Raw genomic sequence first — 11957 nt, 5'->3', positions numbered from 1 at the left:
GTCTGATTTCACGAAGGATTTCAGACTTTTCGCCACTTTCAAAGACTGATTGGCCGGCGCTCCCCGTCATATGGCGGCTCCGCAGTCTGAACACAAAGGCCCGCACCCGGTTCGGTCGCGGGCTTTCTGTCATCCCTCGTCGGTTTCGGCCAGCCTCGCCAGGCTCTTGCGGACGAGACCGGAGTTCGTCGTCGGCCACATCCTCGGCATCGAGTTGACGAGGAACCCGGCATACCGGGCCGAGCGCAGCCGCGAGTCGAGCACGGCCACCACTCCCCTGTCCTTGGTCGACCGGATGAGCCGTCCGGCTCCCTGAGCCAGACGCAGTGCGGCGTGTGTGGCCGACACCGCCATGAATCCGTTGACTCCCCGCTGGTCGGCATCGCGCGCTCGCGCCTGCATGAGCGGGTCGTCGGGGCGTGGGAACGGCAGACGGTCGATGATGACCAGGCGGTTCGTTCGTCCCGGCACATCGACTCCCTGCCACAGTGACATGGTTCCGAACAGGCAGGTCTGGTCGTCGGCCGTGAATTGTGAGACGAGGGCGGGCAGTCCGTCATCGCCTTGGAGCAGGATCGGGAAATCGAACTTCTTCCGCAGGTGCTCGGCCGCCGCGTTGGCCGCCGCCCGGGAGGAGAACAGGCCCAATGCCCCACCGTTCGAGGATTCGACGAGTTCTTCGAGTTCGGTCAGCGCTTCTTCGCTCAGTCCGCTGCGCCCGGGTTTCGGCAGATGGGAAGCGACGTAGAGGATGCCCTGTTTGCCGTAGTCGAAGGGCGATCCGACATCGAGGCTGTCCCACTTCGGGGCATCTGGGCCGAAGAGTCCCAACGAGGCTGCGACCGCGTCGAAGTTGCCGCCCAGGGACAGAGTCGCCGAGGTGGCCACGACCGTGGATTCTTCGAAGATGCCGTTGCGCATAGTGCCGGCCACGCTCAGGGGCGCGACAACGATGTTCGTCGTCTCCTTCTCTCTGAAGGTCGAGCGCGAGAGCCAGATGACGTCGTTCTTGCCCGGATCGCAGAAGCGTTCGGCGAGTTCGAAGATCTCCTGGCAACGGGCCTTGGCCATCTGGCGACCGGCGTCGGCGTCCTCGGTCCTGCCTCCGATGTCGTTGATGATCTGGCGGGCGGAGTCGCGGATCTGCGTCAGGGCCAGTCCGAGAGCCTCACTGATGTGCAGAATAAGTCCTTCGGGCACCGATTTCTGGGCGCGTTCGAGTGCCGCTGCCGCGGAGTCCAGCAGGGAGACGACGCCGTCCTGGACCGTCGTGTGTTTGCGCACGGAACTCGTCGCCGCCGAGAGCATGCTCGTGTTGATCTGCCCGGACAGGGCGCTGGTCACCCGATCTTTGAGCTCGTGAGCCTCGTCGATGATGATGACGTCGTGTTCGGGCAGCACGTTCGATTCCCCGAAGGCGTCTATGGCCAGCAGGGCGTGGTTCGTCACGACGATATCGGCTTCGGCCGCCTTGTTCCGTGCTATTTCGGCGAAGCATTCGGTGAACAGCGGGCAGTTCGAACCGAGGCAGTCGAAGGCGTTGACGGACACCTGTGACCAGGCACGATCACTGACGCCGGGCAGCAGGTCGTCGCGGTCGCCGGTGTCGGTGGTCTTCTCCCAGATGCGAATCCGTTGGATCTCCTCCCCCAGGCCCGAACGTTCGGTGGGTTTGCGTCCCGCCTCAGCGTCGGCACCGAGGTCGAAGAGCATCCCCTCCCCCTCGTCAGGGTATCCGCCGGCGAGCTTGTGCTTGCACACATAGTTCCGCCGCCCTTTGAGCAGTGCCGCCCGGGGCAGCGGATCGAGGTCCTTCTTCACGGCTTTGAACAGCCTGGGCAGATCGCGGTGGATGATCTGCGTCTGCAAGGCCAGGGTCGCCGTGGACACGACGACCTTCCCGCCGGTGCGGGTAGCGTATTCGGCTGCGGGCACAAGGTAGGCCAAGGATTTTCCAGTGCCGGTTCCCGCCTGCACAAGCAGGTGGATTCCCTTGTCCAGCGCCGAGGCGACCGCCTGCGCCATCTCCTGCTGACCTTCTCGTGGCGATCCGCCGATGGCGCCGACGGCGGATTCGAGGAGGTTGTCGACTTCTTTCACTCGTCGATGACCAGGTCAGGACGTTGGAATTCGCGGAGTTCGTCGACGAGTTCGGCCGGCACCTTGACCTGCATACTGGTGCCCTCCGTCCCGTACGATTCGTGTTCGACCGTACCGAGGGCGTAGATCTTCGACACGAGGTCACCGCGTTCATAAGGAATGAGCACGGTCATGTCGATGTCCGGGACGGGAAGACGATTCTCGATGGCCTCGATGAGGTCGTCGATGCCTTCTTTCGATACGGCGGAGACGAACTGCGCATCGGGATACTCCGTGCGCAGCCCGGTGATCACGGCTTCCTCGGCGAGATCGGACTTGTTGAACACAAGGAGTTCGGGGATGTCCCCAGTATCGACGTCGCCGAGGACGTCGCGCACGGCTTGGATCTGCCCGTGTGGATCCGGGTGGGAGGCGTCGACGACGTGGAGGAGCAGATCCGAACCGGCCGCCTCCTCCAGGGTCGAGCGGAAGGCTTCGACGAGCTGGTGGGGCAGATTGCGGACGAATCCGACGGTGTCGGTGTAGGTGAAGGCGATGCCATCGGCGGTCTTGGCCTGGCGGACGGTCGGATCGAGGGTGGCGAACAGGGCGTTCTGCACCATCACCTCGGCGTTGGTGAGCAGGTTGAGCAGGGAGGACTTGCCCGCGTTCGTGTATCCGACGATCGCGACGGACGGGACGTGGTGGCGGGCGCGGTTCTTCCGCTTCGTCGCCCGGGAAGGCGCCATGGCGTTGATCTCACGGCGCAGCTTCGACATACGCGCGCGAATACGGCGGCGGTCGAGTTCGATCTTCGTCTCACCTGGTCCGCGGGAGCCGATTCCGGCACCGCCTGCCACGCGGCCACCGGCCTGCCGGGACAGCGACTCACCCCAACCGCGCAGTCGCGGCAGGAGGTATTCGAGTTGGGCGAGTTCGACCTGAGCCTTGCCCTCGCGGGATTTCGCGTGCTGGGCGAAGATGTCGAGGATGAGCGCGACGCGGTCGACGACCTTGACCTTGATGACGTCCTCGAGTCCGCGCCTCTGGCTGGGAGCGAGTTCGGAGTCGATGATCACAGTGTCGGCGCCGACGCTGGCGACGACCTCGGCGAGCTCGGCGGCCTTGCCTTTGCCGAGGTAAGTGCCTGGGTCGGGCTTATCGCGACGCTGGATGAGCGCGTCGAGGACTTCGGAACCGGCGGTTTCGGCTAGGGCGGCGAGTTCGCGGATCGAGTTCTCGGCTTCGGCCTGGGTGCCGTTCCAGATGCCGGCGAGGACGACGCGTTCGAGGCGGACCTGTCGGTATTCGACCTCGGTGATGTCTTCGAGCTCGGTGGAGAGTCCGGCGACGCGGGTGAGCGCGGCGCGCTCGGCGAGGTCGAACTGGTCGTCCTCGGGGGTGGTGTCGTGATCATCGAGGGCTTGGGCGCCTCGGGAGAGCACACGGTCGAGCATCGCGTTGCGACGCTCTTTGTCTTCAGACGTCATTCATTCCTTTGTTCTGTGCCGTCGGCGGCCATTCGCACCGACAGTGGTGTCCATCAATTCTCCCACAGCCGTCTAGACTGAAACTGTGTCAGAGCACTATTTCACCGAATCGCCGAGCAGCGAAGCCAAGTCGCGGGAGCTGAACCTCGAGTTGGCCGGCCGCGCCGTCACCGTCGAAACCGTATCAGGCACCTTTTCGCCCACTCGCCTCGACCTCGGGACGGCCGTTCTGCTGCGGCATCTGCCTCAGCCGCCGGCCGGGGATATCCTCGACCTCGGCTGCGGTTGGGGGCCGATCGCCCTGCACACGGCCCTGGATGCCCAGTCCGCCGAGGTGGCTGTGCGAGTGTGGGCACTCGACGTCAACTCCCGGTCCCTGGAGACCACCGCGGCGAATGCGCGCAGGCTGGGACTCGAGACGATCAACACCGTCACGGCCGCAGATGTTCCAGAGGACCTGCAGTTCGCTGCGATCCGCTCGAATCCGCCGATCCGCATCGGCAAGGAAGCGCTGCACGAACTACTGGAGACATGGCTGCCGCGCCTGGCTCCTGGCGGGCAGGCCGACCTCGTCGTGTCGAAGAACCTCGGTGCCGATTCCCTGCAGAAGTGGATCGCCGGGATGCTCGGCGACGGGTATTCGGTCACTCGGACAGGGTCGTCAAAGGGCTTCCGCGTGCTCACGATCGAACGCGGCTGAGCGGTCCGCTCAGCCCTTCCCACGTCCGGCTCAGCTGATCGTGCCGCTGGCGACGAGCACCGCGGGGCCGGCGAGGCTGACGCGCCCACTCGTACCGTCGGCGTTCGGGTCGATTTCGATGCGCAGCTGACCACCGGGGACGTCGACTCGCCACTGCAGAGGCGACTTCTCGCCGGCCCAGTGGTGGGCTGCGATTGCGGCCGCGCAAGCGCCGGTTCCGCAGGAGCGGGTCTCACCGACGCCGCGTTCGAACACGCGCATGCGCAGGGCGCCTTCTCCCCCGGCCACATCAGATCGGGCGGGTTCCATGACGATGTATTCGACGTTGGATCCCTGGGCCGGGACGGGGTCGAGGACGGGCGCGTCGCGCAGTTCGGCTGCTGCGAGTTCAGCATTCTCGGCCAAGGCGACGACCGTGTGCGGGTTGCCGGTGCTCACGCTCAGTCCGGGGCGGGCGACTTCGATGCCGCCAGTGGTCACGAGCACGCTGTTCGAGGGGTCGAGTGACCATTCGCCCATATCAATCGTGTACCAAGCATCGCTGGCGGTTCCGGGTCCGGGTGTGCCGGTGTCGACGACGTCGTCTCCGGTCTGGACGCCGAGTGCCGGGTTGAGGGTGGTGCGCACGGTCTTGATTCCGTCGCGTGTACCCACGAGGATTTCGCGGGCATCGGCGGAGACGCGGCCGCTGGTCACGAGAGTATGGGAGAAGACGCGGACGCCATTGCCGCACATCTCGGAGAGGCTGCCGTCGTTGTTGTAGTAGTCCATGAACCATTCGGCACCGGCTTCGGCCTGTTCGGCGGCTCCCGGGATGCGACTGGCTGCGGAGCGCACGATGCGGATGATGCCGTCGGCACCGAGCCCGGCACGTCGGTCGGCGAGCGTGGCGACGGTCTCGGGATGCATTTCCAACTTGCTATCGTCGTCGGAGATCAGAACGAAGTCGTTCTGGGTGCCGTGCCCCTTGACGAAGGCGGCATCGGTCCAGGCGACGAACGGGGTATCCGGAGTGCTCATGGCTCCATGGTATCGGTGACGCAGCGGCCAGGTCTTCAGTGCCCGCTCAGGACATCGATCGCAGTCATCGTTTCGTCAGAACGCGGCGAGCACGTCGAGTGCTGTCGCCAGATTCTGCTCGGCGTCTGCGGCGCTGCCGTCGATCCAGCAGATGCGCGGATCACGACGGAACCACGTATCCTGTCTGCGTGCGAACTGCCGCGTGCGGATCGTCGTGTCGTCCTTCGCCTCGGCGGCGGTGAGTTCTCCGGTCAGGTGCCGCTGGATCTGCGCGTATCCGATGGCGCGCGATGCGGTCTTGCCTTCGGCCAGGCCGACCTCGAGCAGCCGAGTCACTTCATCGACCCATCCGTGGTCCCACATGCGGTCGACACGTGTGGCGATCCGCTCATGCAGAATGGCCCGGTCCATGTTCAGTCCCAGGTGGATGGTCGGTTCGATCTCCTGATAGTCCGGCAGCTGGGCGCTGAAAGGACGTCCCGTGAGTTTGATGACTTCGAGCGCTCGAGCGATTCGCCGTTGATCGTTGACGGTGATCTTCTCGGCCGCTTGAGGGTCGAGTTCGCGCAGCTTCTGGTGCAGCGCCCAGCGGTCGGTGGCAACCTCGGCCTCGAGGCGGGCCCGCACCCCGGGGTCGGTGCCCGGGAACTCCATATGATCGACAGCGGCACGCACGTAGAGCCCGGACCCGCCGACGAGGATAGGCCGCAGTCCGCGCTCTCGGATGTCCGCGATCGCGGCCCGAGCCCGTGCCTGAAAATCTTGGACGTTCGCTTCTTCGGTGACGTCGAGGATGTCGATGAGATGGTGCGGGATCCCCCGCCGCTCATCGACCGGCAGCTTCGCCGTTCCGATGTCCATCCCCCGATAGAACTGCATCGAATCCGTGTTGATGATCTCCCCGCCGAGGCGGTCGGCCAGATCCAGCGCCAGATCCGATTTCCCGGTGGCGGTGGCGCCTACGACGGTGATGATCGGCGAACGGTCCTCAGTCATGGACGTTCACTGCCAGGTTCCGGTGCCGCAGAGTGTGCGCACTTCGTGAACGGGCTCGTCGACGATCGGCTCCAGCGTCGAGACACGAGCACTCCGGCTGACGGCGTATCGGATTCCGGCGGCGAGAGCACTGAGATTCGCGGCCACGGAGTCCGCTCGATCGCAGAATTCGAACAGTCTTTCGGTGTCCATGGTGGGTCCGGAGGTGAGTGCCTCGATGACCGCAGCGTCGAAATCTGCGGCGCCGTCGACCGGGGCCAAGGGAGCGTCCTCTGTGGCAGCTCCCGACAGATCGATCGGCAGCAGAAGATTCTCACTCGTTCCGAGCGTGCCGATGTCGACGCCGGCGGCGTGAGCGTGAAGGATCGCGACGATGATGGCGGGGTCGGCCGCCTCGGCGAGTCTGCGTTCTTCCGGTGTCAGGGCTTCAACGGTCTCGCCCCAGTCCGACCCGGTCAGGAGCCGGCCGGTGCGGGTGTCGACTCCACGGTCGATCCCCCAGCCGCCGAGCCCGGCTACGGGCGGCAGGACCTCGATCGGCAGAGCCCACTCAGCCTGCGTCCGCACGGTATCGCGGATGGCGGTTCGCAGTTCGACCATTCGAGTGGTCTCGATACGGTCGATGTCCTCGAGCAGCACAGGTGCTGCCGGGATGATGGCGAAGGTGCCCATCTCAGCCGCGGGGGCGGATGGTCGGCATGCCGAGGTTCGTCGATCCTGCCGAGCCCTGGCCCGGGCTCGGTGCGCCGCAGCTCTCGGCCTGTGCCCGGTCATAGGCATCGCCGGCGCGGGAGGGGCGCACCGAGTAACCGGAGTCGGCGAGGAGGAAGTAAGGCTTCGCCTCGGTGATGGTGGCGGTGACGAAGTCGCCGGGCCGCGGCATCTGGGCGCCTTTGGGGATTCCAACGTGGACCAGGCGGTTGTCTTCGGCTCGTCCACTCAGTCGCGGGGAATCGTCGTGGGGCAGCTTGGTCACTAGCACTTCGACCTCACGGCCGATCTGGGTCTTGTTCTCGTCCCAGGCGATCTCGTCCTGGAGCGCGGTGAGGCGTTCGAACCGTTCCTGAACCACGTCTTTCGGCACCTGGTTGTCCATCGTGGCCGCCGGTGTGCCGGGGCGGATGGAGTACTGGAAGGTGAAGGCCTGGGAGAAGTGGGCGCGGCGGACGATGTCCATCGTGCCTTGGAAGTCCTCTTCTGTCTCGCCGGGGAAGCCGACGATGATGTCGGTGGTGATGGCGGCGTGCGGGATGCGTTCGCGCACGGTGTCGAGGATGTTCATGAACCGCTTAGTCCGGTAGGAGCGGCGCATTGATTTGAGGATCGTGTCCGAACCAGACTGCAGCGGCATGTGCAGCTGCGGCATGACCGTCGGGGTCTCAGCCATCGCGTCGATGACGTCATCGGAGAAGGCGGCCGGGTGCGGGCTGGTGAAGCGGACCCGCTCGATGCCCTCCACGTTGCCGACGGCACGCAGCAGCTTTGCGAAAGCGCCCTTGTCGCGGAATTCGGCGCCGTATGAGTTGACGTTCTGTCCAAGCAGGGTGACTTCGACGACTCCGTCGGCGACGAGTGCTTCGACCTCGGCGAGGATGTCGCCGGGTCGGCGGTCCTTCTCCTTGCCGCGCAGGCTGGGTACGATGCAGAAGGTGCAGGTGTTGTTGCAGCCGACCGAGATCGACACCCATCCGGAGTGCTGGGATTCGCGGCGGCTGGGAAGGGTCGAGGGGAATACGTCGAGGCTTTCGAGGATCTCGACCTGAGCTTCCTCGTTGTGGCGGGCGCGTTCGAGCAGCGCGGGCAGGGATCCCATGTTGTGGGTGCCGAAGACCACGTCGACCCAGGGGGCCTTCTTCACGATGGTGTCGCGGTCCTTCTGTGCCATGCAGCCGCCGACGGCGATCTGGAGACCGGGGTGGTTCTCTTTGACCTTCGCGAGCTGGCCGAGGTTGCCGTAGAGACGATTGTCCGCGTTTTCGCGAACGGCACAGGTGTTGAATACGACGACGTCGGCCTGGTCGTCGGTGTTCGCCTGAACGTAGCCGGCGTCATCGAGCAGTCCGGACAGACGCTCGGAGTCGTGCACGTTCATCTGACATCCATAGGTCTTGACCTCGTAGCTGCGAGGAGCGGTGCCGGATGTCGTCGGGGATTCAATCAGTTCAGTCATGGCGCACCCATTCTAGCCGTTCCATAGGTGCCATTTCAGTCTTCGGCGAGCACTTCCCGTGTGACCTTGATGCAGATCGCCGAGGGGAAGCCGCGGCGGGCGAGCATGCCGAGGATCCGGCGCTCCCGCACCGCATAGTCGAGGCGCCGGGTGGAGTCTGCTTTCTTCTGGGCGACTTCGCGGGCGAGCTCTTCCTCGCCGTCGATGTCGGCCACGGCTTCGGAAGCCAGTTCGGGGCTGATGCCTTTCTTGCTGAGTTGGCGTTTGAGCACGGACCGGGAGAGTTTCCGGTTCTCTCGCTGCGCCCGTGCGAAGCGGTGGGCGAATTCTTCGTCGTTGAGCAGGCGCGAGTTCTGCAGCTTCTCGATGAGGACATCGATCGCTTCGGGCATGAGATCGCGTTTGAGAAGCTTCTTGCGCAGTTCGTCACTGGAGTGGTCGCGCATGGCGAGCATGTTCATCGCCGTCTTCTTCGCCTGGGCGTAGTCCTCGTCGAAGTCCGGGGCGTCGTCTTCGTCCTCGTCGAAGCTCAGTCCGGGCCCGGCAGCGAAGTCCGGTCCGCCGTCGTCTCCACTGTCAAGGAAGTCGGGAACGTCGATGAAGTCAGGGGTCGATTCGGTGCCGCCTTCGGCCCATCCGTTGTCCGGTTCTTGCGTTGGTCGTTTCCAGCTGCTGGACTTCTTCTTCCGCCGCGTAGTCGTGCTCGTACCCGAACGGGCAGTCTTGCCGACACTCTTCCGTTTGCCGGTTCGACCGCCGCCGGTGACATCGTCGTCGAGTCCGGAGAGACCGGCGAAGAATCCGGTCTCTCCTTCGGCATGGCGTTGGTCGATCTCCGAGATCGCGCTGCGCAGCTGGGAGAGCGTCTCGGTCTGAGGCGAGCCGGTCGAATCGGAGTCACCCGCACCGGCCTTGTCGGTCGATGCGGTGGACTCATCGTCGATCGACTCGGTCTCAGTCGACGAAGCGTCAGGAGACTTCGACGTCATCCGTCTGTGCTTCTCCGGCTGCCTCGGTGTCGTCCTCGGGTTCGTCGACCTGGATCAGTCCGAGCTTGTGCTTGATCTTCAGCTCGATCTCTTCGGCCAGACCGGGGTTGTCGCGGAGGAAGTTGCGGACGTTCTCCTTGCCCTGGCCCAGCTGGTCGCCATCGTAGGTGAACCAGGATCCGGACTTGCGCACGATGCCGTTGTCGACGCCCATATCGATGAGGCTGCCCTCGCGGGAGATGCCCTGACCGTAGAGGATGTCGAACTCGGCCTGCTTGAACGGCGGGGCGACCTTGTTCTTCACGATCTTCGCACGGGTTCGGTTGCCGACCGCGTCCTGACCTTCTTTGAGGGTCTCGATGCGGCGGACGTCGATGCGCACGGATGCATAGAACTTCAGCGCCTTACCACCCGAGGTGGTCTCCGGCGAACCGAAGAAGACGCCGACCTTCTCACGCAGCTGGTTGATGAAGATCGCAGTGGTCTTCGACTGCGCCAGGGCACCGGTGATCTTACGCAGAGCCTGCGACATCAGACGAGCCTGCAGACCGACGTGGCTGTCGCCCATCTCGCCTTCGATTTCGGCCTTGGGCACCAGCGCTGCGACGGAGTCGATGACGATGATGTCGAGGGCACCGGACCGGATGAGCATATCGGCGATCTCGAGAGCCTGCTCACCGGTGTCCGGCTGGGAGACGAGGAGCTGATCGGTGTCGACGCCGAGCTTCTTCGCGTACTCGGGGTCGAGAGCGTGCTCAGCATCGATGAACCCGGCGATTCCGCCGGCCTTCTGAGCATTCGCCACGGCGTGGAGAGCCACGGTCGTCTTACCGGATGATTCCGGGCCGTAGATCTCGACGACGCGACCGCGCGGCAGACCGCCGATGCCCAGTGCGATGTCGAGGGCGACCGAGCCGGTCGGGATGGAGGCGATGGGCTCGCGCACACCGTCACCGAGGCGCATGATCGCGCCCTTGCCGTAGTTGCGATCGATCTGGCCCATAGCGGCTTCGAGCGCCTTCGACTTGTCTCCGCCGGTGGGAACCTGGAGGTTCTTGGGTGTACGTGCCATGACGTCTCCTCTTCGTTGCTTTTCCGTTGAGACCAAGGCTAGAAGATGGCACTGACATAACGACAGAGGATGCGATTCCCCCGTGGATAACCAGCCACTCATGGTCACAGGTCCCGTGATTCCTCACCAGGATAACCCACATGGGAACAGGTGTTCTATATATTCACGTGTGTCGCGTGTCTCTGCGAGACCTAAGCCGATGCGAGGCCCAGCTGCCAGGTGAGTCCGAAGCGGTCGCCCACCCACCCGAATGGTCCGAATCCGTAATCGTCGAGCGGCATGTACACAGTTCCCTGCTCGCTCAGCGCAGCGAAGAGACGCTCGAGCTCCCCGGTCGATTCGCAGTCGACCATGAGTGACACACCAGGAGTGATGTCCCACTCGTGTGCGACGAAGCTGTCGCTGAAGCGCAGTCTCTGTCCGGCGACTTCGATTTCGGACATGATGACCGTGCCCTCTGCGCCAGGTCCTTCGGAACCGTAGCGATGGTCGAGGATCACGCGTCCGTCCGCGAAGACCTCGAGGTAGGTCTCCATAGCCTCGGCTGCGCTCTGGCCGCGGCTGGGCTGAAGAGTGATGAACGGGACAGCCTGATTCATACGGTCAGTCTACACGCGGGCGATGCCGCGCCCGCAGAACAATACCGGGACGTCTCCGACCGGACAGAGTTGAACACCTCCCATCGATCAGGATGGTGCTGAGCATCGCTGAGAACAGCGCCGAACATCGTTCAGAACGGGGTCGAGCGCGGCTTTTCTTTGCCGAGGCGACGGGATTCGGGAACGCCCATGGAATCGCACACGGCGATCCAGATGTCGCGGGGTTCGACGCCGGCTTCGAATGCCTGCGCAGCGGTCCGCGAACCGAGGGAGCTCAGAGTGAGGTCGGTGTGCAGGGAGGCGGCACGAGCCTCACCGAACTCCTCGTTCATGAGGATCCAGTAGAGCGTGTGCCGCATCAGGGCTTGGCGGCCAGGCGCGGAGAAGAGAATCCCTCAGGGTGGCCGAGGATCTTGTCCGAGAGCTCCTGCGGAATGGTATCGGGGATCTGCACGCCCTCTTCGAGGGCGAAGCGATCAGACACCGACGACAGCAGTGCCGACAGAGGCAGGTCGAGTGCTTCACAGATCGCCGACAGCAGCTCCGAGGAGGCTTCCTTCTGTCCGCGCTCGATCTCGCTGAGGTAGCCGAGCGAAACGCTGGCCCCGGTCGAGACATCGCGAAGGGTGCGTCCTTGACGACGGCGGGCGGAACGTAGTGCGTCGCCGATTTCGACTCTCAGTAACATAACGCGGCCCTCCCTTTGTCAGCGCGTCCCGTCAATGTAGTTCCAACTACCTTACAACCTGGCCGTGACACTGCACCAACCTGGCGCCCCGAGCGGATGGTATTGCCAGTCCATTCGAAGACTTTGGAGAAATTTCGTCCGATGGTCATCACTC

The 11957-nt window shown here is 64.3% G+C and carries 12 protein-coding genes; 1 reads left to right on the top strand and 11 read right to left on the bottom strand.

Features of this window, described 5'->3' with window-relative positions; genetic code table 11:
- Positions 1-129 precede the first annotated feature (129 nt).
- Positions 130-2100 carry an ATP-dependent DNA helicase gene (locus BLU88_RS08840; protein ID WP_092012600.1) on the bottom strand — a complete coding sequence of 657 codons (1971 nt, stop codon included), beginning with the start codon at positions 2098-2100 and terminating at the stop codon, positions 130-132.
- Positions 2097-3569: a GTPase HflX gene (hflX, locus tag BLU88_RS08835; protein WP_092012597.1), complete on the bottom strand. Its 1473-nt coding sequence runs from the start codon at positions 3567-3569 to the stop codon at positions 2097-2099. The genes BLU88_RS08840 and hflX overlap by 4 nt, the downstream gene beginning before the upstream one ends.
- 85 nt (positions 3570-3654) lie before the next feature.
- Between hflX and BLU88_RS08830 the strand changes: the two genes are divergently transcribed.
- Positions 3655-4269: a class I SAM-dependent methyltransferase gene (locus BLU88_RS08830; RefSeq protein WP_092012594.1), complete on the top strand. Its 615-nt coding sequence runs from the start codon at positions 3655-3657 to the stop codon at positions 4267-4269.
- A 30-nt stretch (positions 4270-4299) separates the two neighbouring features.
- Here BLU88_RS08830 and dapF read toward each other — a convergent pair whose 3' ends face one another.
- The 9 genes from dapF to BLU88_RS08785 all read right to left on the bottom strand — a co-directional run bounded on the left by dapF (position 4300) and on the right by BLU88_RS08785 (position 11803).
- The gene (gene dapF / locus BLU88_RS08825; protein ID WP_092012591.1) at positions 4300-5289 is read right to left on the bottom strand and encodes a diaminopimelate epimerase; all 990 of its coding nucleotides are present in this window, start codon (positions 5287-5289) and stop codon (positions 4300-4302) included.
- Positions 5290-5364: 75 nt separating this feature from the next.
- Positions 5365-6285 carry a tRNA (adenosine(37)-N6)-dimethylallyltransferase MiaA gene (miaA, locus tag BLU88_RS08820; protein ID WP_092012588.1) on the bottom strand — a complete coding sequence of 307 codons (921 nt, stop codon included), beginning with the start codon at positions 6283-6285 and terminating at the stop codon, positions 5365-5367.
- 6 nt (positions 6286-6291) lie between these two features.
- Positions 6292-6957 carry a hypothetical protein gene (locus BLU88_RS08815; RefSeq protein ID WP_092012585.1) on the bottom strand — a complete coding sequence of 222 codons (666 nt, stop codon included), beginning with the start codon at positions 6955-6957 and terminating at the stop codon, positions 6292-6294.
- A gap of 1 nt (position 6958) precedes the next feature.
- Positions 6959-8455 (bottom strand): tRNA (N6-isopentenyl adenosine(37)-C2)-methylthiotransferase MiaB, encoded by a 1497-nt coding sequence (miaB, locus tag BLU88_RS08810; protein ID WP_092012582.1) that lies wholly within the window; start codon positions 8453-8455, stop codon positions 6959-6961.
- Positions 8456-8490: 35 nt separating this feature from the next.
- Positions 8491-9444: a regulatory protein RecX gene (locus BLU88_RS18655; protein WP_231939695.1), complete on the bottom strand. Its 954-nt coding sequence runs from the start codon at positions 9442-9444 to the stop codon at positions 8491-8493.
- Positions 9425-10516, bottom strand: a complete 1092-nt coding sequence (gene recA / locus BLU88_RS08800) for a recombinase RecA (protein ID WP_092012579.1) — start codon at positions 10514-10516, stop codon at positions 9425-9427. The genes BLU88_RS18655 and recA overlap by 20 nt, the downstream gene beginning before the upstream one ends.
- Positions 10517-10707: 191 nt before the next feature.
- Positions 10708-11115 carry a VOC family protein gene (locus tag BLU88_RS08795; RefSeq protein WP_092012576.1) on the bottom strand — a complete coding sequence of 136 codons (408 nt, stop codon included), beginning with the start codon at positions 11113-11115 and terminating at the stop codon, positions 10708-10710.
- Positions 11116-11246: 131 nt separating this feature from the next.
- Positions 11247-11474 (bottom strand): DUF3046 domain-containing protein, encoded by a 228-nt coding sequence (locus tag BLU88_RS08790; RefSeq protein ID WP_025779743.1) that lies wholly within the window; start codon positions 11472-11474, stop codon positions 11247-11249.
- A complete protein-coding gene (locus BLU88_RS08785; protein WP_092012573.1) occupies positions 11474-11803 on the bottom strand; it encodes a helix-turn-helix domain-containing protein in 330 nt (109 codons plus the stop codon). The genes BLU88_RS08790 and BLU88_RS08785 overlap by 1 nt, the downstream gene beginning before the upstream one ends.
- Positions 11804-11957: the final 154 nt, after the last annotated feature.

This window comes from Brevibacterium siliguriense (genome assembly GCF_900105315.1).
GTDB lineage: Bacteria > Actinomycetota > Actinomycetes > Actinomycetales > Brevibacteriaceae > Brevibacterium > Brevibacterium siliguriense.
This window is presented reverse-complemented; position numbering and strand designations above follow the sequence as displayed.